20 protein-coding genes and 1 pseudogene are annotated in these 24,779 nt (G+C 60.8%); 8 read left to right on the forward strand and 13 right to left on the reverse strand.

Annotated elements, in window-relative coordinates; all coding sequences use genetic code 11:
* Window positions 1-227: 227 nt before the first annotated feature.
* Together AWB69_RS05695 and AWB69_RS05700 are read left to right on the forward strand one after the other, a co-directional pair.
* The gene (locus tag AWB69_RS05695; RefSeq protein ID WP_062083096.1) at window positions 228-851 is read left to right on the forward strand and encodes a hypothetical protein; all 624 of its coding nucleotides are present in this window, start codon (window positions 228-230) and stop codon (window positions 849-851) included.
* A gap of 55 nt (window positions 852-906) precedes the next feature.
* Entirely contained in the window at window positions 907-1,194 is a 288-nt protein-coding gene (locus AWB69_RS05700) for a DUF6723 family protein (protein ID WP_063977755.1), read from the forward strand.
* Window positions 1,195-1,286: 92 nt separating this feature from the next.
* On the opposite strand, the gene AWB69_RS05705 is transcribed toward AWB69_RS05700, so the two are convergent.
* The 8 genes from AWB69_RS05705 to ehuR all read right to left on the reverse strand — a co-directional run bounded on the left by AWB69_RS05705 (window position 1,287) and on the right by ehuR (window position 10,510).
* Window positions 1,287-2,672: an aspartate aminotransferase family protein gene (locus AWB69_RS05705; RefSeq protein WP_062083100.1), complete on the reverse strand. Its 1,386-nt coding sequence runs from the start codon at window positions 2,670-2,672 to the stop codon at window positions 1,287-1,289.
* A gap of 34 nt (window positions 2,673-2,706) precedes the next feature.
* Window positions 2,707-4,179: an NAD-dependent succinate-semialdehyde dehydrogenase gene (locus AWB69_RS05710; protein ID WP_062083102.1), complete on the reverse strand. Its 1,473-nt coding sequence runs from the start codon at window positions 4,177-4,179 to the stop codon at window positions 2,707-2,709.
* Window positions 4,180-4,301: 122 nt separating this feature from the next.
* A complete protein-coding gene (locus tag AWB69_RS05715) occupies window positions 4,302-4,769 on the reverse strand; it encodes an Lrp/AsnC family transcriptional regulator (RefSeq protein ID WP_062083353.1) in 468 nt (155 codons plus the stop codon).
* A gap of 5 nt (window positions 4,770-4,774) precedes the next feature.
* Entirely contained in the window at window positions 4,775-5,815 is a 1,041-nt protein-coding gene (doeB, locus tag AWB69_RS05720; protein ID WP_062083104.1) for a N(2)-acetyl-L-2,4-diaminobutanoate deacetylase DoeB, read from the reverse strand.
* Between the two features lie 2 nt (window positions 5,816-5,817).
* On the reverse strand, window positions 5,818-7,035 hold the full coding sequence (gene doeA, locus AWB69_RS05725; RefSeq protein ID WP_197500173.1) for an ectoine hydrolase DoeA: 1,218 nt from the start codon (window positions 7,033-7,035) through the stop codon (window positions 5,818-5,820).
* A gap of 9 nt (window positions 7,036-7,044) precedes the next feature.
* The gene (locus AWB69_RS05730; protein WP_062083106.1) at window positions 7,045-8,037 is read right to left on the reverse strand and encodes a cyclodeaminase; all 993 of its coding nucleotides are present in this window, start codon (window positions 8,035-8,037) and stop codon (window positions 7,045-7,047) included.
* A 1-nt stretch (window position 8,038) separates the two neighbouring features.
* The gene (eutB, locus tag AWB69_RS05735; protein WP_062083108.1) at window positions 8,039-9,004 is read right to left on the reverse strand and encodes a hydroxyectoine utilization dehydratase EutB; all 966 of its coding nucleotides are present in this window, start codon (window positions 9,002-9,004) and stop codon (window positions 8,039-8,041) included.
* A gap of 108 nt (window positions 9,005-9,112) precedes the next feature.
* Window positions 9,113-10,510, reverse strand: a complete 1,398-nt coding sequence (gene ehuR / locus AWB69_RS05740) for a MocR-like ectoine utilization transcription factor EhuR (RefSeq protein WP_062083110.1) — start codon at window positions 10,508-10,510, stop codon at window positions 9,113-9,115.
* Between the two features lie 218 nt (window positions 10,511-10,728).
* On the opposite strand from ehuR, the gene ehuB reads away from it, so the two are divergent.
* From ehuB to ehuA, 4 genes are all read left to right on the forward strand, one after another.
* The gene (gene ehuB, locus AWB69_RS05745; protein WP_062083112.1) at window positions 10,729-11,586 is read left to right on the forward strand and encodes an ectoine/hydroxyectoine ABC transporter substrate-binding protein EhuB; all 858 of its coding nucleotides are present in this window, start codon (window positions 10,729-10,731) and stop codon (window positions 11,584-11,586) included.
* Window positions 11,587-11,653: 67 nt separating this feature from the next.
* Window positions 11,654-12,322, forward strand: a complete 669-nt coding sequence (gene ehuC / locus AWB69_RS05750; RefSeq protein ID WP_062083114.1) for an ectoine/hydroxyectoine ABC transporter permease subunit EhuC — start codon at window positions 11,654-11,656, stop codon at window positions 12,320-12,322.
* Window positions 12,319-12,978 (forward strand): ectoine/hydroxyectoine ABC transporter permease subunit EhuD, encoded by a 660-nt coding sequence (gene ehuD, locus AWB69_RS05755; RefSeq protein WP_062083116.1) that lies wholly within the window; start codon window positions 12,319-12,321, stop codon window positions 12,976-12,978. Before ehuC ends, ehuD begins: the two co-directional genes overlap by 4 nt.
* A 58-nt stretch (window positions 12,979-13,036) precedes the next feature.
* Window positions 13,037-13,861, forward strand: a complete 825-nt coding sequence (gene ehuA, locus AWB69_RS05760) for an ectoine/hydroxyectoine ABC transporter ATP-binding protein EhuA (RefSeq protein WP_082913282.1) — start codon at window positions 13,037-13,039, stop codon at window positions 13,859-13,861.
* Between the two features lie 63 nt (window positions 13,862-13,924).
* Here ehuA and AWB69_RS05765 read toward each other — a convergent pair whose 3' ends face one another.
* The 5 genes and pseudogenes from AWB69_RS05765 to AWB69_RS05785 all read right to left on the reverse strand — a co-directional run bounded on the left by AWB69_RS05765 (window position 13,925) and on the right by AWB69_RS05785 (window position 21,914).
* Window positions 13,925-14,698, reverse strand: coding sequence for a YkgJ family cysteine cluster protein (locus tag AWB69_RS05765; RefSeq protein WP_062083118.1), 774 nt, complete (start codon window positions 14,696-14,698; stop codon window positions 13,925-13,927).
* Between the two features lie 349 nt (window positions 14,699-15,047).
* Window positions 15,048-16,565 (reverse strand): annotated as a pseudogene (locus tag AWB69_RS05770) (efflux transporter outer membrane subunit).
* A gap of 27 nt (window positions 16,566-16,592) precedes the next feature.
* On the reverse strand, window positions 16,593-19,787 hold the full coding sequence (locus tag AWB69_RS05775) for an efflux RND transporter permease subunit (RefSeq protein ID WP_062083120.1): 3,195 nt from the start codon (window positions 19,785-19,787) through the stop codon (window positions 16,593-16,595).
* Between the two features lie 76 nt (window positions 19,788-19,863).
* Window positions 19,864-21,048, reverse strand: coding sequence for an efflux RND transporter periplasmic adaptor subunit (locus AWB69_RS05780; RefSeq protein WP_062083122.1), 1,185 nt, complete (start codon window positions 21,046-21,048; stop codon window positions 19,864-19,866).
* Between the two features lie 50 nt (window positions 21,049-21,098).
* Window positions 21,099-21,914 carry an alpha/beta hydrolase gene (locus AWB69_RS05785; protein ID WP_062083125.1) on the reverse strand — a complete coding sequence of 272 codons (816 nt, stop codon included), beginning with the start codon at window positions 21,912-21,914 and terminating at the stop codon, window positions 21,099-21,101.
* A gap of 195 nt (window positions 21,915-22,109) precedes the next feature.
* Between AWB69_RS05785 and AWB69_RS05790 the strand changes: the two genes are divergently transcribed.
* Together AWB69_RS05790 and AWB69_RS05795 are read left to right on the forward strand one after the other, a co-directional pair.
* The gene (locus tag AWB69_RS05790) at window positions 22,110-23,120 is read left to right on the forward strand and encodes a LysR family transcriptional regulator (protein WP_082913272.1); all 1,011 of its coding nucleotides are present in this window, start codon (window positions 22,110-22,112) and stop codon (window positions 23,118-23,120) included.
* Window positions 23,121-23,453: 333 nt separating this feature from the next.
* On the forward strand, window positions 23,454-24,569 hold the full coding sequence (locus tag AWB69_RS05795) for a porin (protein ID WP_062083127.1): 1,116 nt from the start codon (window positions 23,454-23,456) through the stop codon (window positions 24,567-24,569).
* Window positions 24,570-24,779 lie beyond the last annotated feature (210 nt).

Consider the following 24,779-nt stretch of genomic DNA (forward strand, 5'->3'; position numbering starts at 1 on the left):
TCGGCGCGCCTTTATACAAGCCCGATACTTTCACACTGCGCTCACCCGCTTGTTCGGAATGATTCTTGCTCGTGGTCTGGTAACACGAAGCAAGGCTAGCCGGGGAAAGCGTTGCGAGAGAAACCTCGCGCCCATTGCACTCACCAACGAACGCGCTGGGCCCCGCTTATGTGAGCTGGCGCCCCGGGCCGGCCCCCGTTCGTTGTATTCACTGCCACGGAGGTCATGTGGACGAGAAGGTTCGGCAATTGATGGCGCAGATAAACGGGCTGGAAGATGAGCTGAGGACCGTTTTGCATGAAGCGGAAATACCCCTGTTCTATCGCGTGGAGGGAAAACGGATCAGATTCGACCAGTCGGTCAGGGAGGCGCACCAGCGATCAAAGACCAGCCTGCTGAACTGGTTCGTCAAGAGTCGACCGCCTACTGTTGTGGTCGCGCCTGTCATCTATGGGCTGATCGTGCCGTTGCTGTTCCTCGATCTCGGCTTGACCCTATATCAGGCCCTTTGCTTTCCTGTGTACAGGATCAACAAGGTCAGGCGCTCGGACTATATTGTGTTGGACCGGTGGCACCTCAGCTACCTGAACTTCATTGAGAAGTTCAATTGCGCCTACTGTGCGTACGCGAATGGCCTGCTTGCCTACGGTACCGAAATTGCTGCGCGAACCGAGCAGTACTGGTGTCCCATCAAGCACGCTCGAAAGATGCTCGGTGCGCCGCCAAGGACTAAAGCGTTCCTGGCCTATGGCGATGGTGAAAATTACCAGCAGCGGCTGTCCGCATTCCGCGATGCGCTGGCAAAGGATAGCGGTAAACCGGATGATCCAAGCGGCCCGCCTTCGGCGTGAGCCGCGGGGAAATACATTGCCGTGCTCGGCGAGCCGGCGCAACACATCCAATACCATGAAAAAAGCAAAAATTGTCCTGTCCATGCGTCAACTAAAAATCCGGGAAGCAGGCAAACGTATGCGCCCTGAAGACTTCGCGGTGTACGCGTCCTATCAGATCAACGCCGGCGGATTGTTTGTAGGAACACTAAAGGTTATTAGAAAAACCGACGGCCGGCTGTTGTTCCCGTTCCAGGGAGCGCCGGTGCTCGGACCTTACCCTTCGCGAGAAGAGGCGCGCGAGGCGGCGGTCACACGCGGCGAACAGATAGTCGCCAACGATATCGCCAATCCGGAGGATTGAGAGAAAAACGCTAGCCGAAAAAAACCGCCCGGCAAAGCGGGCGGCCTGACTTTCCGATGCCGGAAGAGCGCGCGATACGACGCTAAGTGACGTCAGGCGATCGTCTGCGTGGCGACTTCATCCACGGCTTCGCGCACGATACCGACGATCTCGTCCACATCCGCCCGCGTGGTCACCAGCGGCGGGGCAAAGCCGAGAATATCGCCGTGCGGCATGGCCCTCGCGATCACTCCGCGCCGCAATGCGGCTGCCGATACCTTCGGCCCGACCTTCAACGCTGCGTCGAAAGGCTGGCGGCCTGCCTTGTCCGCCATGAATTCCAGCGCGGCCAGCATGCCGGTCTGGCGCACTTCGCCCACCAGCGGATGCTGGTCGAATGCGGCGTGCAGTTGCGCGCCGAGATAAGCGCCGACAGTGGCTGCGTTCTGCGTCAGGTTCTCGCGCTCGAGAATGTCCAGGTTGGCAATAGCGGCAGCCGCGCAAATGGGGTGGCCCGAATAAGTCCACCCGTGTCCCATGGCGCCATGTTCCTGTGAGCCCTTCTCGATCACGTCCCACACCCGTTCGCCCACAATCACGCCCGACAACGGCGCGTAGGCGCTCGTAAGACCCTTCGCGACGGTGATCAGGTCCGGCTGCATGCCGTAGTGCTGCGCGCCCATCTTCGACCCAAGCCGGCCGAAGCCGCACACCACTTCATCGGAGATCAGCAGGATGTCGTGCTTCTTCAGTACCTGCTGGATCGCGGCCCAATACCCCTCCGGAGGCGCGATGATACCGCCTGTCCCCATTACCGGTTCGCCTATGAACGCAGCGATCGTATCGGCGCCCTCATGCGCGATCAGCTTCTCGAGTTCCTCCACGCAATACGCGACAAACTGCGTTTCGTCCATGCCCGCCGGCGCTTGCCGGTACCAGTGCGGGCAGACCGTATGCTTCACGCGATCGATCGGCAAATCGAAATGCTGATGGAAGCTCGGAAGACCGGTCAGGCTGCCCGTGACAATGCCCGAACCGTGATAACCACGCTGGCGTGAAATGATCTTCTTCTTGTTCGGGCGGCCCAGCACGTTGTTGTAGTACCAGACAATCTTGATCTGCGTTTCGTTGGCGTCCGAACCGGACATGCCGTAATAAACCTTCTTCATCCCCGCCGGCGCCCAGTCGATAATCCGCGACGACAATTCGATGATGGTGTCGGTGGAATGGCCCACGTACGTGTGGTAGTACGCCAGCTTTTTCGCTTGCTCGTAGATCGCATCGGCCACTTCGGTGCGGCCATAGCCAATGTTCACGCAGTAGAGACCCGCGAAGGCGTCTATGTAGCTCTTGCCCTCGTGATCTTCAATCCGGATACCCTTAGCTCCCCGGATGATCTTGCCGGGCAGCGCGCCGCTTGCGTGATCGTGCGCGTGGGTCGAAGGATGCATGAAGTGTGCGCGGTCTTCGTTGAACAGTTGGTCGAGTTGCTGTGCCATGAGTTACTCCCTGAATTTGATTACGCTGTGACGCTCAGACGCTCAGCGGCAGCCCGAGGTTGCCGAGGCAAAAATATTTGGTTTCGACGAACGGCTCGAAACCCTCCGATCCGCCTTCACGGCCGAGGCCCGACGCCTTCATGCCGCCGAAGGGGATAGGCGCACCGGTGAACTTGACGCCGTTGACCGAGATCATCGCGAAATCGAGCCGGCGCACCAGTTGAAAGATCGTGTCCATGCGCGTGGCGCAGATGTAGGCAGCCAGACCGTGTTCGGTGTCGTTCGCTTTCGCAACCACTTCATCGAGCGTGTTGAACGACGAAACGGCGGATGTCGGGGCGAAGTTCTCTTCATCGTAGATACGCATTCCAGGCGCGGCGTCGGCTACAACGGTGGGCTCGAAGAACCACCCGCCGAGCGCATGCGCCTGTCCGCCGGTGGTGATGCGCGCGCCCTTCGCCCGGGCGTCGGCCACGCGCTCGGCGGTAGTATTGAAGGCCGCCTGATGCATCAGCGGGCCAACCTCCACGCCCGCCTCGAAAGCCGGACCGACCTTCACCGCGCGCACGGCCTCGGTGTATCGATCAACGAAGTTTTCGTACAGCGGCGCGGCCACGAAGATGCGGTTTGCCGCGCAACAGTCCTGCCCCGAGGTCTGGAACTTCGCACCGACCGCCACCTTGACGGCCTGATCGAGATCAGCGTCTTCCGTCACGATGAAAGGCGCGTTGCCCCCAAGTTCCAGCGCAAGCTTCTTGATGCCGGACTCGGCCGCCGCCCGCGCGACGAGCCCGCCCACACGCGTTGATCCGGTGAAGCTGACCGAGCGCACGCGCACATCGCTTACCAGTGTTTCCATCGCCATTTGCGGCTCGCCCAGCACGACGTTGAATACGCCCGCGGGAAAACCCGCTTCTTCCGCCAGTTGCGCCAGCGCCAGCGCGGAAAACGGCGTTTCGTGCGCGGGCTTGACGATCACCGTGCAACCCGCGGCAAGCGCGGCAGCGGCCTTGCGGGTAATCATTGCAACCGGGAAATTCCACGGCGTAATAAGCGCGGCAACGCCGGCCGGTTCCATCACCGTGCCGAGATGCGCGCCATTGATATGAGTGGGAATCGTGCGGCCGCAGAGGCGTTTTGCTTCATTGGCGTACCACTCGACGAAGCTTGCCGCATACGAGATTTCCCCTTTGGATTCCGCCAAAGGCTTGCCTTGTTCCATCGAGAGAATGGCGGCCAGATCGTGCTGATGACGCAGGATCAGTTCATGCCAGCGCAGCAGGATCGCGCTGCGGCGCTCTTGCGGCACCCATCGCCAGGATTCGAATGCACGCTGCGCGGCGCCAACCGCTGCTTCTATTTGGGCGCGACCGAGCATGGGCACGTGACCGATCACCTCCTGGTCGGCAGGGTTCTGCACGGCGATTGTTGATGCGCTCTCGCTATGAATCCAGCGGCCATCGACATAACAAAGCGACTTGAAGAGGACGGGATGACCCAGCAACATGAAAGGCTCCTGATTGCACTGTATGACGTCCATTTTCTTCCCTGCCGCCGTGCGATTTTTTCGATGTGGTACACCTTGCGTGGCGTTTTTTCTGTTCTGCGCGCCCTTCTCGCGATATTCGTCTAGTCCCAGTCGGGAATGCTGTCCGGCATGCTTTTCACGACCTTCGTGACGATGTACGTGAAATAGCGTTCGATTCCTATTTCATCCCTCAGCAAGGAGTCGATGAAGCGCTGGTAATGATCAATGTCCGGCGAGACCACGTGCAGTACATAGTCCACGCCGCCGCCCGTCGCGTAACACTGGACAACTTGCGGCGCGGCCAGCACGCGTTCCTCGAAGCGCCGCATGTCGTGCGCGGTGTGTCTTGCGAGTGTCACTTCCACTACGATCCGGCTCGCCTTGATCGCACCCACCCAATCGAGTTCCGCCCTGTACCCCTTGATGACACCGCTCTCCTCCAGCTTGCGCACGCGTTCCCACGCTGGAGAAATCGACAGGTTGACCTCTTCGGCCAGCCGCGATTTCGTGATGCGGCCATCGCGGGCCAGGATGCGCAGGATGGCGATGTCGAAGCGGTCGAGCTTGATCACGGTCAGATGACCACGGGAATATGACCTTCCACCACATCGGCCACCACCGCGACCGTATCGCCGATCTGCACCAGGCCCGGAAAGTGCCGCGCGGCCAGCAAGCCGCTGCGGCGCGCCACATATTCAACCGCCGGGGCGCCCGTACGCGTGGCGTCGTAGACGCGAGCCAGCACATCGCCTTCTTCAACAAAGTCCCCTAAATGACGGCACATTTCGAGCAGACCGCTATGCTCGCTGGTCGTGTAGCAAGTGCCGTCCGGCATGTCCAGCAGGGTCGTCGTGCGGTTGTTTCCCCGCAGGTCGTCGCGCGGCGATATGCCCTCCCGGTCGATGACACCCGCATGCGCGAGGAAGCCATATACACCGCGCTCGGCAATCGCCACGCTTGCAGCCGTTGCCGTTCCGCCGCCGCCCAGCTCGGTGGAGACGAATACTTTCCCCGCTTCTTCCACGGCGGAATCGAACAGTCCAACGCTATCCAGTTCAAGCATGCGCATGGAGTACGGTGCGCCAAACGCACGCATCGCGGCTTCGCACCGCACCTGCTGCTGGGCGTCGGCCAGGACATGAATTGCTGCAAACGGCAGGAAGTCCAGCGTGCGGCCACCGGCGTGAATATCGAGTACGTAGTCGGAGATAGGCAGCAAATGGCGCTGGAAATAATCCGCTATCTTCTCGGTGACCGTGCCGTCCGGCTTACCGGGAAAACTCCGGTTGAGGTTGCCGGAATCCACCGACGAGGTGCGCGTGCCGGCCTTGAACGCCGGGTAGTTCATGAAGGGGACAACAATCACGCGTCCGGTGACATCGCCTGCCTTGAGCGTTGAAGCAAGCTTGGACAGCGCGATCGGCCCTTCGTATTCGTCGCCGTGATTGCCACCGGTCAGGAGCACGGTCGGCCCCTCGCCGCGCTGGATCACGGTGATGGGAATCATGATGGCGCCCCACGCTGAGTCGTCGCGGGAATACGGCAGCTTGAGGAACCCGTGCTGTTCGCCGGCGGCCGAGAAATCCACCGTCGGCGTAATGGGTGACGCGCGCATTGCTACTCCTTCACGAACAATTGACGAGGCGTGTTGCAGAACGTCTCCACGCCCGTGCCCGTAATCAGGATGCTCTCCGTGATTTCCAGGCCCCAGTCGTCGAGCCACAGCCCCGGCATGAAGTGAAACGTCATGCCGGGTTCGAGGACCGTCTTGTCCCCCGGGCGCAGGCTCATCGTGCGTTCGCCCCAGTCTGGCGGGTAGCTCGCACCGATCGGATAACCGCAGCGGCTGTCCTTCTCGATTCCGGATTTGCGCAGCACCGCGAAAAACGCGTTGGCGATGTCTTCGCAAAGATTGCCGGGCCTGGCTGCCGCGAGTCCCGCTTCTATGCCTTCCAGCACGGCTTTTTCCGCATCGATGAAATGTTTCGGCGGGCGGCCAAGATAGACCGTGCGCGATTGCGGGCAGTGATACCGCCTGAAGCAGCCTGCGACCTCGAAGAACGTTCCCGCGTTCGAGGTGAACTCCGAGTCATCCCAGGTCAGGTGTGGCGCGGCGGCATCCGACCCTGTCGGCAGCAAAGGCACGATCGCCGGATAGTCGCCGCCATAGCCCTCCACACCCGTGATGCCCGCAGAATAGATCTCCGCGACAAGATCGCTCTTGCGCATGCCCGGTTCGACCCGCTCGAGAATGCGTGCGTGCATCTTCTCGACAATCCGCGCGGCAACCCGCATGTACTCGATCTCGCGAGGCGACTTGACCGCGCGCTGCCAGTTGACCAGGGAGGTTGCGTCGACCCATGTTGCGTGCGGAAGATGCTGCGTCAACGACGCGTACGCCGCCGCGCTGAAGTAGTAGTTATCCTTCTCCACGCCAATCCGGCATTTATCCCAGCCGCGTGCAGCAATGACTTCGCGTGACAGATAATCCATAGGATGCCGAACCGGTGACTGAACGTAGTGATCGGGGTAACCCACTATCTGGTCGTGCTGCATGAAGGCGGTACGCCTGGCGCCGTTCGCATCCTGTCCACGGCCAAACCATACCGGTTCGCCTTCCATGGGCAGGAGCACGCACTGGTGCACATAGAATGACCAGCCGTCGTAACCGGTGAGCCAGTTCATGTTCGTTGGATCGGAGGCGATCAGCAGATCGATCCCGGCCTTTTGCATCGCTCTTCGCGTCTTGGCAATGCGTGCGTCGAATTCGCTTTGTTCGAAATGGAGGCGTGCGCCTCTCGCTTGCTCTTGTGTTTGTTGCGTCATGAATGACATCGTCCCCTCTCAGAGCGTCACGTCGTTGTTGAAAATGGTTCCGGCGTTTTGCGCATGCGCACGTTGCAGCGCCAGCGCTGCGATAGCTGTGTCCTGTGCCCCGGTGCCCGTCAGGTCGCAGATCGTGATGTCGCCGTCATGCATGCGCCCCGGGCGACTACCCGCAATGACGTGTCCCAGCTCCGCAAAGCTGGCATCCGCGGCAACCACACCCGCCTCGATGGCGTGGTGAAGCTCGCCGAGAATGCGCGTTTGCTGAAGACGGTCGCAGACATAGCGCCCGGCAGCGAGAACCGGCGGTGCGAGCTCATTCTTGTGCTCGGCGTCCGATCCCATCGCGGTGACATGCAAACCCGGGTGCAGGTCTTCAGCGTGTATTAGCGGACTTCGGCTGGGTGTAGTCGTGATGGCGATATCGGCTAGCGCAAGCGCTTCATGCACACTGGCCGCGACCTCGCAGCGAATGCCGCGCGTACCCTTCGCAAAGCTGCGCGCACGCTCCATGTCGCGTGCCCAGACAGTGACGTGGTCAACCTCGCGGACCAGTCGCACTGCCTCCAGCTGAAGGCGTGCCTGCTCGCCCGCCCCGATCACAGCCACGCGCCTGGCGTCCTTGCGGGCAAGCCAGCGCGCAGCAACCGCGCCCGCCGCTGCCGTACGAACCGCCGTGAGATAACCGTTGTCGAGCAGTACCGCCTCGGTCAGTCCCGTACGCGCGGACAGCACCAGCATGAGGCCATTGAGACTCGGCAACCCGAGCGCGGGGTTGTTGAAGAAACCGGGGCTGACCTTGATGGCGAAGCTATCGAAACGCGGCAGCCACGCAGTCTTTACATCGACTTCACCGGCATGCTCGGGAAGGTCGAGACGAAGGACCGGCGGCATGGCCACCGCCTCGGTCGCAAGCGAAAGAAACGCGGATTCAACCTGGTCGATTGCTGCGAGATCGAGTGGCACGAGCGCACGTAGCTGCGCCTCGCCGAGGAGTGTGATGGCGGACATGTCAAGCCTCCTGGATCAGCCGGCGATGCAAGCCGATATCGATATTCGCGCCGCTTACGACCAGTACGACGGGACCGCTCTTAAGCTCCAGACGTCCGTCAAGCAGCGCGGCAATCCCCACCGCAGCCGCCCCTTCGATCACAAGCCGTTCTTCGCGATACGCATGCACGATGCCCCGTGCTATGGACGCTTCGTCCAGCAGCACGATGCTGTCGGCAAGCTCTTGTGTCAGTGCGAAGGTATGTTCGTTGTCCAGGCCGATGCCGCCGCCCAGTGAATCCGCAAGCGTCTCTACTTCGTCAACAAGCACAGGCCGCCGCGCCGCGAGACTCGCATGCATCGCGGCGCCGCGTTCCATGCTTACGCCGGTCATCGCGACCTCGGGACGAATGCGCTTCGCAGCAAACGCCACGCCGCTGAACAAGCCGCCGCCCGACAAAGGCACGACTATGCATGCGGTATCCGGCAAGGCCTCCATGATCTCCAGGCCAATAGTCGCCTGGCCCGCAATCACATTGAGGTTGTCGAAAGGCGGGACGAATGCGAAGCCTTCTTCGCTGGCAAGACGCAACGCCTCCACCTGCGCTTCGTCCTGACTCTTACCCGCAATGACGACACGCGCACCGAGCGCCTTGACGGCATCGACCTTGTTCGTCGGCACCAGCGCCGACATGCACACGGCCGCCTCCATGCCGAGCGTTCGCGCTGCATAGGCGACGGCCCGGCCATGATTTCCCGTCGATGCAGTGACCACCTTCATGATGCCGCGCTCAGCGAGGCCGGCCAACGCGTTGGTCGCCCCGCGCAGCTTGAAGCTGCCGGTCGGCTGCATGGTTTCGAGCTTCAGATGGACGTCTGTACCGGCGATCCGCGACAGCGACGCTGACGCGAGCAGCGGTGTGTGCGTCACATGCTGCTCAATGCGGCGACGCGCGCGATAGACATCGGCAAGCGAGAGAGCGGGCATGAACGGGATCGCATGATGAAGTGGATGCGATCGAGTCTAATGTCCTAAAAAGCGCTTTTTAATGTCCTAGTTCAATCGATACAACAAGTGCCCGGCTTCGATCCCGGGTCAATTGAAGTCGTGCACATGCGGGTACTGCTCGAACACTTCGCCTATGGTTTCAAGCGCGGTTTTAAATGTGTGGTCACTCACTTCGGCGCCCACGCACAGACGCACTGCGTTCGGTCTCTCGGCGCCGCGCACGAGGAACGGATCGGGCGATGTCACCGCGATCTTCCGGTTGCGCAACTCGCGCGTGACGCGGTCCGCTTGCCAGTAGTCCGGCACCTTCAACCACGCCGACAACGCCTGCGGATGACTCCCCAGTACATAGCGGCCGAGCACCTCGCGCAGTATCGCCTGGCGGGCGCCCAGGCGCTCTCGCTGCACCTGGACCAGGTGTTGCGCGGTCCCATCCATGATCCAGCGGGTAGCAACCTCGGCCACGGGCGAAGTCGCCATCCAGCTACTGACGCGCAGTACGCTTTCGGCTCGCAGCGCGAGGCGTCGCGGCATGGTGAGATACCCGGTCCGCAAACCGGTCAGCACCGACTTCGTCATGCTCGTGCAGTAGAACGACAGTTCTGGAATCAGGCTGGCGATAGGCGTCTGGGCCTTGGCCGGCAGCGCGCCATACACGTCGTCCTCGATCACGTACACACCATAACGCTCGGCAATTCGAGCAATCGCGCGCCGCCGCGAATCCGGCATCAGGGCGACCGTGGGGTTGTTCAGTGTCGGGGTGCAGACCAGCGCGCTGATGCGCTCGCTGTCGCACATCTCTTCGAAATGTTCGGGACGTATGCCGTATTCGTCGATCTCCAGCCCCTTGAGCGTGAAGCCCAGTACATTGGCCGAGCCAATCACGCCATGGTCGGTCAGGCTTTCGCACAGTACGGTGTCGCCCGGGCCGACGAACGACGCCAGTGCGAGGAAGATGCCATGGGCGGCGCCGTTGGTGACCAGCAGCGTCTCGGGATTCGCCGGCATGTTGAGCGTGGCGAGCCACGCGGCGCCCGCCTGCCTGTGATGCTCAAACCCTGCGATGGGCCGGAACGCGCGTATCCACGGCTGGTCGTCGATCGTCGCAAGGGTCGCGCACACCTTGCGCCACATGGCATCGTGCTCCGGCGTATGCACGATCCGCGCGATCGAAAAGTCGATGACCTCGCGCTCGGCCGTGTCGAGCATGTACTTCGACATGGTCTCCGTCACGCGTGCCGCGACGAAGCTTCCTCTGCCGACCTCGCACCGGATCAGCCCTTGCCGCTCCAGTTCCTTATACGCGTTCGTCACGGTCTGCACGCTGATAGCCAGGTCTGACGCGACCTCGCGCTGCGGCGGCAGGCGCGCGCCTGACCCCAGCGCCGCGCTTTCAATATCTTCCGCGATCGCTTTCACCAGACGTTTGTATTTCGACTCGACACCATGCACCGTGCGCACCGCGTCACGCCACCGCTCGTTCACGTTTGCCTCCGTTCAATAGGTCTTATAGTGGCGCAGAAGCCACCGCGAAAATTATTGTCCTAGAGCAATTAGAACAAAAATATGGCTTTGTATGCTGCGTTCATGGCGGTGTAACGCGACCTCGAAACCGGAATAAAACCAAGGGTTTGCGAGCATTTTTCGCCACTGGCGCCCGTGCGGATGCGGCGCGATCAACCACGCTACGGAAACGGATCGACATGAAACTCAAACGAGTGTCTGGAATGCTGGGGGCGCTGTCCATTGCTGCGGCAGCGGGGTTGGTAGCCCATGCAGCGGCCGCGAACGCCGAAACAACCTTGCAGCGCATTCAGCGCACCGGGGAAGTGCGCATTGGCTACGCGAACGAAAGCCCCTTTGCGTACACCACGCCGGACGGCACCGTCACCGGTGAGTCGCCCGAGATTGCGAAGAAGGTGTTCGCCAAGCTTGGCGTCAAGAAGGTCGATGCAGTGCTGACCGAGTGGGGTTCACTCATTCCCGGACTGCGCGCGGGCCGCTTCGACGTGATCGCAGCCGGCATGTACGTCACGCCTGAGCGCTGCAAGCAGGTCGCCTTCGCGAATCCTCAATACCAGATCCAGGACACCTTGCTGACCTTGAAGGGCAATCCGAAGAACCTGCAGAGCTACACTGACGTGGGCAAGAACCCCGACACGAAACTGGCTGTCATGGCGGGCTCGGTCGAGTTGGGCTACGCGCGCGACTCCGGCGTGAAGGACGGGCAATTGCTGCAGGTACCCGATACCACCGCACAGTTGCAGGCCGTGCGGGCGGGCCGCGCCGACGCTGCCGCCGGCACCGAGCTGACCATGAAGGGACTCGCGGCCAAGGCGGGTCCGACAGTTGAAGCCATACCGAAGTTTACTGACGATCCCAAGCACACCGGCTACGGCGCGCTGGCGTTCCGACCAGAAGACACGGACCTGCGCGACGCGGTCAACCAGCAACTGAAGGCATGGCTCGGTACCCCGGATCATCTCAAGACAGTTGCCCCGTTTGGCTTCGATAAAAGCAACCTCCCGGACAAGACCGCCGCCGAGCTTTGCGGCGGCTGACCGGCTTCGTTTGACGAGCCGGCAAGTGCCGGCCCGCACCGCCTCAAGTATTTAAGCGAGGAACGCCATGGGCGACTTGCATGAACTCCTGCCCCTCCTGATGAAGGGCACGCTCGTCACCGTCGAGATTGCCGTGGCCGGTATCTTGCTGGCCATCGTAATGGCCGGCGTGGCGACTGTCCTGCGCACGTCGGCGTGGCGAGCCTTGCGCTGGATCGGCAACGTGTACGTGGAGGTATTTCGCGGGACGTCGCTACTGGTGCAGCTATTCTGGTTTTTCTTCGTGCTGCCCCTGCCGCCGTTCAATCTCGAACTGAAACCGTTCACGGTCGCCATCGTCGGGCTGGGGTTGCATTACGGAGCCTACGGCTCCGAAATCCTGCGCGGTGCGCTGCGTTCGGTTCCAGGCGGCCAATATGAAGCGGCGCTGGCGTTGAACATGCCCGCGTCGATCAGGATGCGGCGCATTGTCCTGCCGCAAGCCATGATCAACGCGCTGCCACCCGCCACGAACCTGATGATCGAATTGTTGAAGGGGACGTCGCTGGTTTCGTTGATCACGCTCTCCGACCTGACCTTCCGCGCGCGCCAGCTCGACGAAGCAACCTTCAAGACCGCTGAGATCTTCGCGCTGACGCTGGTGATCTATTTCGTCATGGCGCAGATTGTTGTGACCGTCATGCGTCATTTCGAACGCCGCGTCAGTCACGGAATCGCGCAGAGGACAGTGAAATGAATTCCTTCTTCGACGTCAAGTACGCAGTGCACATCCTGCCTGAGCTGCTGCGGGCGTCCATGTACACCATCGGCATCACGCTGGTCGGTTTTGCGATTGCCTTGGTGCTGGGACTCGTGCTCGCCATCCTGCGCCGCAGCACCATCACGCCGCTTGCGCGCGCGACGGGCTTTTTTGTCGAGTTCATTCGCAGCACACCTCTGCTGATCCAGGTCTATGTGCTGTTCTATGTAGCGCCGCTCTACGGTCTCACGATGTCGGCACTGACCGCGGGCACGATCGGCATTGCGGTCCATTACGCGTGCTACGTGTCCGAGGTTTATCGGGCCGGCTTGAATGGCGTGGCGCGCGGACAGTGGGAAGCGGCCTGCGCGTTGTCGCTGTCGCCGTGGCGCACGTATAGCGGCGTCATTCTTCCACAGGCAATCCGCCCGGTCATTCCGGCGCTCGGGAATTATCTGGTCGCCATGTTCAAGGACACGCCCGTGCTGTCCGCCATCACGGTGGTCGAGCTGATGCAGCAGGCGAAAAACATCGGCTCGGAAACGTTCCGCTATCTCGAACCGATCACCATGACCGGCCTGTTCTTTTTATTGATCAGCGTGACGTTCGCCTCGGGCGTGCGTCATCTCGAACATCGCGTGAGATTGCCATGACGCGTGTTCTATCCGAACAACCGGCAGGGACATGCTGATGGAACTCCAGGAGAAGCAGATGAAACGGGATCCAGACCCCGCACTCGGCGCAGACGCTGTTGCGCCCAACATCCAGCCAATGGTGCGCTTTGCCGGCGTCACGAAACGATACGGCTCGCTCACCGTGCTCGACGCGCTTGATCTGGAGGTCGCCCGCAACGAGAAGGTCGCGATCATCGGACCAAGCGGGTCAGGCAAATCCACGCTGCTGCGCGTGCTGATGACACTCGATCCGCTAAGCGACGGTCTGATTGAAGTGGAAGGCGAGCCGCTCACGCACATGCGCCGCAACGGCGTGCTGGTGCCCGCATCGGACCGGCATGTGCGTGAAGTGCGCCGCAAGATCGGCATGGTGTTCCAGAGCTTCAACCTGTTCCCGCATATGACGGCGCTGCAAAATACGATCGAAGCGCCGCTACGGGTGCTGGGCATGTCAAAGCGCGATGCGAACGAACGAGGCCGCGAGCTGCTGTCCATGGTCGGGCTTGACGACAAGTGCAATCACTATCCGTCGCAGTTGTCGGGTGGACAGCAACAGCGCGTGGCCATTGCGCGAGCGTTGGCAATGCGGCCTAAAGTGATGCTGTTCGACGAAGTGACCTCGGCGCTCGATCCCGAGTTATGCGGTGAAGTGCTGAACGTGATTCGGAGGCTGGGCCGCGAGCACGATCTCACCATGCTGATGGTGACTCACCAGATGGGATTCGCCAAGGAATTCGCGGACCGCGTCTGCTTCTTTTCGCAAGGCAAGATCATTGAGCAGGCGCCGCCGCAGCAGTTCTTCGGCGCACCGCAACACGAGCGCACGCAGCAGTTCCTGCGTGCCGTCCGGGAAGCGACTTAGACTTATAACCTGCGTATGAACCCGGACCCATCCCGATCGATCGGTCCGGGCATTGATCGTGGATCAAGGCGACGCGGGAAAGAAGCCGAGGTAATCGAACGCGGGCGCATCCGTCTTCACATAATGGACGCCTGCCGCGCCTATGGACGTAAGCGTGTCCACCGTTGCGCGACGGTTCGACACGACCTTCCACTGCAGCACATGCTCGCTTGCATCGCCGCTTTCGCGAGCGCGTTTCAACGCGGCGATGGTCAGGGCGCCGGGCGGTGAGTAGACCACCAGACCCTCGTTAGCCAACGCTGCCGCATCTATATCCAGATCCAGGCAGGCGCGCGCTTTGGTCGGGGTGTCGCTGACGTCTGCCGCCCGTGATCTGGCGATCAGCTCGTACGTCGTGGCATCAACCACGCGCAGCTCGCTCATCAGAAGCGGCTTGTCCGGCGCCCATGCTTCCGGCGGACATTTCTTCTGCTCAGGCTTCAACTCGATGAACCGGTTGATCTCCGCAGGATAGATGCGGCAGACAGTCGGGCGTTGCTCATACACGGCACAACTCATGTTCGCTTGCAAATTCGGACACGGACCGTCGAACGATGCCGCCAGGATCACGATAACGCGCACGGGCAACTCGCCGCTGGACGCAGCGAACGACCGGCGCCGCTTGAGCTGTGCCTGCAGGTTGTCGGCAGGCGGCTCATCGGGCCAGGGAACGGCTTCACAGAGAAACTGGACATCGCCCCCGCGCTCAAGCCATGTGAGCGCTTCGTCGACGCTCAAAGGCAGCTTGAGGTCCTGGCAGCACTTGCCGCACATCGTGCATCCAAAATTAATATCCATCTGTTGACGCTTCCCATGGAAAGGCATCTGTAATCGTCGTCAAGCGCTGTCGCGGTGTCGGATGATAAAGGGCGACCTGTATGCTAGTTCGGCGACTTCAGGCAATGGGTTACATGCCCCCGGGTCTTTTTTTGCGCGAATCTTCTGCGACGGCATAACGAATGATCATTCGCGTGCCTCTATTGATTGTTGCGGGACTCGTGCGTCAAGCGAGACTCCGCTCGTTCAGATTCAATTCTCTTTAGCGGCGCAAGAAATACTCAGGCGGGCGAACGGTGATTCCCGCCCGCCTTGGGTGATGACCGGTCGCTATGCTTAAGCACTCGCCTTAGCGCGCACTTAGCGTCAATCAGCGCTGCGCGATGCTCGATCCGGACGAGTTTGCCGCTGCAGAATCGACCGAACCCCCGCCCCACCCGCCGCCCAATGCCCGGATCAGGTTAACCGTGGCGACTGCCTGCACACCCGACAATTGCACTGCGGCCCGCTGCGTCTGAAGCGCGGTGCGTTCCGCATCGATCACGTCGAGATAGTTAACGGCGCCTTCCGTGTACTGCGTCGTGGAGATCGTGGCGGCACGATTGGACGCGCTGACGGCCTCTGCTTCCGTGCGCGTCTGCGTCTCCAGGATGCGCAGGTCCGACAGGTTGTCCTCGACCTCCTGGAACGCAACCAGCACCTGCTGCCGGTAGTTCGCCGCGTCCTCCTCGAACACGGCGCGAGCGTTAGCGAGGTTGCCCTTGCGCCGCCCTCCGTCGAAGAGAGGCACGGTGAGCGCGGTCCCGGCGAGCGGTCCAAGCAGGAAAGCGCGGCTCGACCATTTGAAGAGATCGCCGAGCGTGGCGGATTCAACTCCTGCCGCACCCGTGAGCGACAACGACGGGAAGTAGGCGGACTTGGCCACCCCGATCCGCGCATTGGCCGCGGCCATCGCGCGTTCCGCGGCCGCAATGTCCGGCCGGCGTTCCAGCAGTGAAGATGGCAAGCCGGGCGGAATGCGGATCTGCACCGGCACCAGCGGGTTTGCCGCCATGGAGAACTGTGCAGGCGCCTTTCCCAGCAGAACAGCAAGGCTGTGCTCGGAGGACGCACGCAGCCGCTGCGCCGTCATTGCGTCGGAGCGAGCGGTGGCGAGTTCGGACTGCGCCCGGGCCACGTCGAGTTCGCTGATGTCCCCTTCGTTGAAGCGATGCTGCACGAGTTCAAGCGCTTGTTCACGGAGTGCAACGGTTCGCGTATAAACCTCAAGCTCCGAATCCAGTTCACGCAAGTTGAAATAGTTCTGCGCCACGTCCGCTTGCAAAGCCAACTGCGCGGAACGAAGCAATGCCTCGCTTTGCTCGGCGTCCGCACCGGCAGCCTTCACTGAATCGGACACCCGCCCGAACAGATCGGCTTCATAGGAAGCCGTGGCCTGTGCGCGCCATAACGTCTGTGACGGCACGTTGACGCCATCGGGTTCAAGCAGCGACGCGGGAGTCACCTTTTCCCGCGTTGGCCCAAAACCCGCGTCTATCGATGGAAACAAACCGGAGCGTGCCGTTTGCTGAATGGCTCGCGATTACTTCACGCGCGCCACCGCCGCTTTCAGGTCCTGGTTAGCGTTCAGTGCTTGTTGCTCAAGATCGTTCAGCGTGGCGTCATCGAAAATGATCCACCATTGGCCGCGGGCAATATGATCCGACGGTTGCGCGGTTTTCCACGTGCCGGCGTCCGCAGCGCTCGATTGAACCCGTGTTTCCTTGAACGCGGCCGGGGCGTTCACATCGGGCTTTTCATACACCGGGGCAAGCGAGCACCCCGCCAGCGCCAGCAGCAGCAATGCCGACAATCCCCAACCCCGGTTGCTCAAGTATGTATTTGTCATGTTCATTGAATATCTCTTGAATGCCCGTTAAGCCTCGACCGATGCGTCGATACCGCGCATGTGCGGATGCAAGCCGTGCTTGTCCACTACATGCTCGTTGCCGGCAAGCTTGCGCAGCACCACATAGAACACCGGCGTGAGCAGCAGCCCGAAGAGCGTCACGCCGAGCATGCCGAAGAACACGGCAATGCCCATGGCTTTGCGCATTTCCGAGCCAGCGCCTGACGACATCACCAGCGGCACCACGCCCATGATGAAAGCGATAGACGTCATCAGGATAGGACGCAGGCGCAGGCGGCTTGCCTCAATCGCCGCTTCGACAATGGACCGTCCCTGCATCTCCAGCTCGCGTGCAAACTCCACAATGAGAATCGCGTTCTTGGCGGACAACCCGACCAGCACCATCAGGCCAATTTGCGTAAAGATGTTGTTGTCGCCGTGAGTCAGCCAGACACCCAGCAGTGCAGAGAAAATACTCATGGGCACGATCAGGATCACCGCCAACGGCAAGGTCAGGCTTTCGTATAGAGCAGCCAGTACCAGATACACGAGCAGCACGCTGATTGGGAATACGACAAGCGCCGCGTTGCCCGCCAATTCCTGCTGGTACGTGAGATCAGTCCATTCGAACTTGAAGCCGCGTGGCAGCGTCTCGGCTGCGATACGCGCGACCGCCGCCTGTGCCTGACCGGACGAATAACCGGGTGCGGGGCCACCGTTGATATCGGCTGCGGTGTAGCCGTTGTAGCGCACCACCATCTCTGGCCCGAACGTCGGCGTCACCTTCACGAGCGAGGACAACGGCACCATTTCGCCGTTGGCGTTGCGGGTCTTGAGCAGACCAATCGCGTCGGTGTTTGAACGGAACGGCGCATCTGCCTGCACGCGCACCTGGTACACCCGGCCGAACTTGTTGAAGTCATTCACATAGAACGAGCCAAGATAGACCTGCATGGTGTTGAACACATCCGTTACCGACACCCCCAGTTGTTTCGCCTTGACCCGGTCCAGATCCACATTCAGTTGCGGCACGTTGATCTGATAGCTGGAGAACGAAGGTCCCAGTTCAGGCGTCTGCGCCGCGCGTTTGATGAACGCCTGCGTCGCGTCGTTCAACGCCGAATAGCCTAACGCCTGGTGATCTTCTATCTGCAGTTTGAAGCCGCCCAAGGTTCCCAGCCCCAGGACCGGCGGCGGTGGAAACACCGCCATAAACGCGCCCTTGATCGTGGAAAACCGCTTGTTGAGTTCGGCTGCCACGCCGCCGGCGGTGATCGAACTTGATTTACGTTCATCGAACGGCGTCAGCCCGAAAAACACGACAGCCGCGCTGGACGAGTTGGTAAAGCCGTTGATCGACAGGCCGGGAAACTGCACGGCGGAAATTGCGCCCGGGACGTTCTTGCTGATCTCGCCCATCTGGCGGACAACGTCCTCCGTACGATCGAGCGAAGCGCCGTTGGGCAACTGGACAATGCCAATGAGATATTGCTTGTCCTGCGCCGGCACGAAACCACCGGGGACAATTTTCTCCATCAGCACCGCGCCGCCCAGCAGGACCAGGTAGATACCCAGGATCACCGCCTTGCGATTGACGAAGGTCGCCACGCCCTTGCTGTAGTTTTCAGCGCCGCGATGGAACACCTTGTTGAAAAGCCTGAAGAACCCGCCGAACACACGATCCATGATGCGCGTCAGCCAGTCCTTTGGTTGATCATGTCCCTTCAGCAGCAGTGCTGCCAGCGCCGGCGACAAGGTCAGCGAGTTGAACGCGGAGATCACCGTGGAAATGGCGATGGTCATCGCAAACTGCTTATAGAACTGCCCTGTCAGGCCCGACATGAACGCGAGCGGCACGAACACGGCGACCAGGGTCAGCGCGATCGCGATGATCGGTCCGCTCACCTCCTGCATGGCCTGATAGGTCGCATCCCGTGCTGAAAGTCCGGACGAGATGTTTCGCTCGACGTTCTCCACCACCACGATCGCGTCGTCCACCACAATGCCGATCGCCAGCACCATGCCGAACAGCGACAGCGCATTGATGGAAAATCCGAACGCCAGCAGCAGCGAGAATGTCCCGATGATCGACACCGGCACCGCCAGCAACGGAATGATCGACGCACGCCATGTCTGCAGGAACACGATCACCACCAGCACGACCAGCGCAACGGCCTCGATCAGCGTATGAATTACCGCGTCAATGCTCGAGCGCACGAACTGGGTGGGGTCATAGACGATCGAGTATTGGACGCCCGGCGGCATGTCGACTTGCATCTCCTTCATTGCCTGCCGGACCTGATCCGATATTTGCAGCGAGTTCGCGCCAGGCTGTTGAAAGATCGTCAGCGCGACCGCGGACTTGTTGTCAAGCAGCGAACGCCGCGCATAGTCGGACGCGGCCAGCTCGACACGCGCTACATCGCGCAAATGCGTGACAGCGCCGTCAGGCGAAGTCTTCAGCACGATGTCCTGGAACTGCGCTTCGGTCTGCAAGCGTCCTTGCGTATTGATGTTCAATTGCAGCGGTACATTCGCCGTGGTCGGCGACGACCCGATCACGCCCGCCGCCACCTGGATGTTCTGCTCACGGATCGCGTTGACTATGTCAGTTGCCGTCATGCCCCGCTCGGCGACCTTCTGCGGATCGAGCCACACGCGCATCGAATAATCGCCTGAGCCCCACAGGTCGACCTGCCCCACGCCCTGGATCCGTTCGAGCCTGTCCTTCACATTGATCAGCGCATAGTTGCGCAGATACGTGGAGTCGTATCGGCCGCTGGGCGAGATCAGGTGAACGACCATGGTCAGCGTCGGGGACGACTTGATGGTCGTCACGCCGAGCCGCTGCACGTCGTCGGGAAGACGCGGCAGCGCCTGCGAGACGCGGTTCTGCACAAGCTGCTGCGCCTTGTCCGGGTCCATGCCCAGCTTGAACGTCACGGTCAATGTCAGCTTGCCGTCGCTGTTGGCTTGCGACTGCATGTACAGCATGTTCTCGACGCCGTTGATCTGCTCTTCCAGCGGCGACGCGACCGTTTCGGCAATGACCTTCGGATTGGCGCCCGGATACTGCGCGTTCACGATCACCGACGGCGGCACGACTTCCGGATACTCGGAGATCGGCAGGTTGAACATGGCGATCACCCCGGCCAGCAGAATGATCGTCGACAACACGCCCGCAAAAATAGGGCGATCGATAAAAAACCTGGAGATGTTCATGATGGTTTGTTTGTCTGCATGAGAGGCTGCATGAGCGTTCGCGTGGCGCCGGTGGCGCTACCTGGAAGCACACGCTCTATGAAGCGTCCTTGACCGGTGTGGAAGTACCGGACATGACCACCGCGTTCGGCTTGATGACCTCGTTCGGACGCACCCGCTGCAAGCCGTTGATGACAATCCGCTCACCGGGCTGAAGGCCCTTGACGATCACGCGCAGGCCGTCGTTCTGCGTACCCAGCGTCACCTCGCGGTACTGCGCGCGGTTGTCGTGATCCACGACCATCACGAATTTCTTGTCCTGGTCGGTGCCGATCGCGGCATCGTCGATCAGCACGGCCGGATGCGGAGCGCCGCCGCCCACCTTGATGCGTGCATAGAGACCGGGTAGCAACGCGCCGTCGCCGTTGTCGAATCGCGCTCTTACACGGATCGTGCCCGAGCCGGCATCAAGGCGGTTATCCACCGAGTCAACCTTGCCTTCGCGTGAGTAGCCGTCCTCGTTCGCCAGCCCGAGCGAGACCGGCACGCTTGCCCGCGAGTCGTGGCTTAGATAGCGCAGATACGTTTGCTCGTCGACATCGAACGATGCGTAGATGGGTGAGACCGAAACGAGCGTGGTAAGCAGCGGAGCGCTCGAACCCGTTGAGACAATGTTGCCCACTGTCATCTCGGCACGCGACACGCGGCCCGATACCGGCGCGACAATATTCGTGTAGCCCAGATTGATCTGCGCTGTTTCGAGCGCCGCTTGCGCGGCCTTCAAATTCGCCTGCGCCTCGCGCGCGGCGTTTTGCGCCTGATCATAATCACGCTTGGCAATGGCGTTATCCACCAGCAAGCGGTCCGCACGCGCGGCGTCTGTTGCGGTATAGCCATTGCGCGCCTGGGCCGCAGCCAGTTGCGCCGACGCACGGTCCACCTCCGCCACGTAAGGGCGCGGATCGATAGTGAACAGCGGGTCGCCCTTCCTGACCAACGCACCGTCCTTGAAGCGCACCGCGACAATGGTGCCCGGCACAAGCGGCCGGATCTCCACTTTATCGATCGCTTCCAGCCGTCCGGAATAGCTCTGGTAGTCCGTCACCGACCTGGCGACAACCGCAGCCACATCGACTTCCGTCGGCGGTGCCGCATTGGACGCGGCAACCGCCGAGCTGACCGGCGAATCGCCGTGGCCATGAAATACCGTCAATGCGCCCGCCCCGGCCAGGACGAGCGTTGTGCCGAGCGCAGCGTATTTCCGATTGCGTGTGATGGACATTTTTTGCTCCGATTAAATCGCTATGAATTTTTATGAATCACTACGAGGGCTTAGCGTCTGTGCGCTTTGAGCGGCAACCGTTTCTGGAAGAACGCCACGACATCGGCTAACGCCGCCGGATGTGTCCCCAGCTCATGATGAGAAGCGTTGCGATACCGCGTAACCTCGGTCGGCACCCCTGCGGCAATCAGCTCGCCCGCATACTTTTCGGCTTCAACGTGCAGCAGATCGTGTTGCGCACTGGCGATCAGCGCCGGCGGCAAACCAGCCAGCCGGCGCGATTCGATCGGGGCCGCGTACGGATGCAGCCACTGCGATGCATTGGGCAAATAGGCTCGATAACATTGCGCGCATTCGCTCGCGCCGAGATCCGGATCGACAATCTCGTCCTCGTTGGCCATGCGCGTCATGCTCGGATCAAGCAGAGGCGCGAGCAGCGCTTGCGCCGCAAAAGAGAACTCGCCGCGATCCCGCGCAACCGCTGCAAGACAGGTCGCAAGATTGCCGCCGGCATCGTGACCCGCCACGCCCATGCGCCGTGCATCCGCGCCTTGTGCACGCGCATTGGCCACCGCCCATTGCGTGGCGCGGTAGCCATCTTCAAGCGCGGCAGGAAATGGAAACCGGGGAGACAGCGAGTAACCCACCGACACCACCCACGCTTGCGTATGGCGGGCGATCGTCGCCGCGGCAATCTCCGCGTCGTCGGGCGAGCCGCGGACAAAACCACCGCCGTGGAAATAAATAATGATCGGCAAGAGCGCGCCTTTTGAAGCCGGAAGATAGCTGCGCACCTTGATGAGCTGCGCATGACCCGTGATCGATACGTCTTCGATGCTGAGCGTTGAATCGCTCGTCAATTGCATGTTCTGTGTGACGCGCTTCGCGCCATTCCGCCAAAGTTACGATGGATCGGATTGTGGACTTCAGCGCAATTCTGATAAATGGTTATAATCCAGAACACAATTCGCTCGCTCGGAACAATCGCGTTTCGACCCTCCCCATTTCTGCTTGAACAGCGTGCTGCCGCCTGTGCGGCAAAGCGCTGAAGGTGAGACAACATGGACCGGCTACAGGCAATGCAGGTATTCACGAAGATCGTGGAGATGAACAGTTTTTCCCGTGCGGCAGATGCGCTGAGCCTGCCGCACGCGTCCACCACCACGATCATCAAGAACCTGGAGGCACACCTGCGTGTACGCCTCCTGCAACGCACGACGAGGCGGTTGAACCTGACTCCCGAAGGCGCGCAATATTACGAGCGTTGCGTTCGCATCCTTGCGGAGATCGATGAAACTGAGGACTCCCTTTCAAATTCCGGAAAGGGCCCGCAAGGCAAGCTTCGCATCGACATGCCGGGATCTATCGGCAGGTTGATCGTGATGCCCCGGCTGCTCGAGTTCCGGGAGCGCTTCCCCGACATCGACCTCATGGTCGGCTTTGGAGACAAGCCGGTGGACCTGGTGCAGGACGGAGTGGATTGTGCGATTCGCGTTGGTGAGCTGGAGGACTCGAGTCTGGTCGCACGACGTCTGGGTGAGCTTCAGACGCTGACTGCAGCAAGCCCCGCTTATATCGGGCGTCATGGCGAGCCGACGAATCTGGACGACCTCCGGCAACACCTGGCGGTACAGTATTTCTCCAACAGGACGGGTCGTATCAAGGACATGAATTTTGTTGTCGACCAGACAACGACCGCGGTCAAGATGCAGGGTGCGCTAGCCGTGAATGACGCCGAAGCCTACGTGATGTGCGGCGTAAAGGGCGCCGGGATTGTTCAGGCGCCCCAGTTCATGCTGCTGCCGCACCTGCGTTCCGGCGAGCTGGTCGAGGTGCTGCCGCAGTGGAAACCGCGTCCCATGCCTATCGCGGCGGTCTATCCGCACAATCGTCACCTGGCGCCCAAGGTCCGCGTGTTTGTTGACTGGATCGCGCTGGTCTTCGAAAAGTGTCCCTTGATGTCCAGCAACATGGGTGTTCAAGGCCGCTGCCTGATTGACGAAACCGGCTATCAGGCGGACTTTCACAATGGGGCTCGCGCGCTTGGCGCATCTCAACAAGCCTATGCGTGATTACCCAATCTGCGAGGACTGCATTTTGGTGTCCTCCGCGGGCCGGTCAGGCTTCTTGCCATTCCAACATGCGAGATTGTTCGTATCACAACAAATAACTATTCTCTTCAAATGCATTTATCTGAAGCAGATGTTTGAATAACTTAATAACTATTTTCTCCGTGGGGGAAAGTCCTCCCCCTGCCTCCACGGCCGGCCCCGGATTTACCCAAGAGATCCGGGGCTTTTTTACCCGTTGTTAGCTGGATAAAATGCGCAAGACACGACGACGGCTGCGCGATAAAAACGCCGGGTGAACCGGCGACGCAGTCAAAATTGACTATTGGAGGAGACATGAACAAGCTCACAGCCGTTGCGCTGGTGTCGGTTCTGGCTACTGGCACTACGGCCGCGCGCGCTCAAAGCAGCGTGACCCTGTATGGACGAATAGACGCCGGGGTGGAATATGTGAACGGCGCACCCACGGGACAAAACCCCGTGACCGGCGCATCGACCGGAAGCGCTAGCCGCTTCAGGGCGGAAAGCGGCGATTGGGGAACGAGTCTTTGGGGCATCAAGGGCGTGGAAGATCTCGGAGGAGGCAACAAGGCCGTATTCCACCTCGAAGGCGCATTCAACACCATGACCGGTCAAGGCCCTTCAAACAATGGCCTGTTCGACCGGTATGCCACGGTGGGAATTGCTAACGACCGCTTTGGTACCGTGCTGCTCGGCAAGGAGCTTTTCCTCTCGAACGGCGTCTGGGACTTCGATCCGTTTGGTCAAAGCAACTGGTCGTCGGCATCGCTGGTTCGCGGTCGTAACTGGAACCACACGAGCAACAACATCTCGTATCAATCGCCGACCATTGCCGGCTTCGATATCAGCGGGCAATACGCGCTCTCCAACGCGACCAACTGGAACGGTAACGGCACGACCGGACAAGGCCGCGCGGACGCTATCCAGCTCACCTATACGCAGCCGGTTTTCCAGATCCGCGCGATCTACGACGAATGGCGCGACGCCGCTAACGGAACGCTGGACGATGTTTTCAATTTCTCCCGCGAATATTTTGGCGGCATCAATGTGTTTTTGGGGAAATTCAAGATCCAGGCGGTTTATCAGCAATCTCATTCGACTTCCGGCGCCTTGTCGGGTGGCATCACGACCACCAGCCAGGAATGGGGCGGTGTGACCTGGCAAGCTACGCCGGCGGCGGCGCTCATTGCCGCGGTGTATCACGTCAATGCAAACAATGGCGGTGGCAACGCGACCCTCTATACGATCGGTGGCACGTACAACCTGACCAAGCGCACCTTGCTGGATTTCCAGATTGCGACTACCCGCAACAGCGCCAATGCAAACTTCGGCCTGAACGCCAATTCCTTCGGCGATACAACCAGCACCGACAACCCCCTCCCCGGTCACAGCCAGTCCGGCGCATACGCCGGGATTCAACACCTCTTCTAGCGATCCCGCCAAGCGATGCGTGCAACCAATACGGATACCTGCCGGTCGCGCACATCTGCTTGATGCGGCAAGTCTTTGCCCGTGTGTTTATCGTGGTGCCGGGCTTAGCGCACGAGGGCAGCAATTTGTCAGCGTGCGCTAAGCCCCTTTGGCCCTTTGATAAACCTCGCCTCTATTCCGGCTAAGTCCAAGACGAATTCGTGTACGATC

This window comes from Caballeronia udeis, from assembly GCF_001544555.2.
GTDB classification, from domain to species: domain Bacteria; phylum Pseudomonadota; class Gammaproteobacteria; order Burkholderiales; family Burkholderiaceae; genus Caballeronia; species Caballeronia udeis.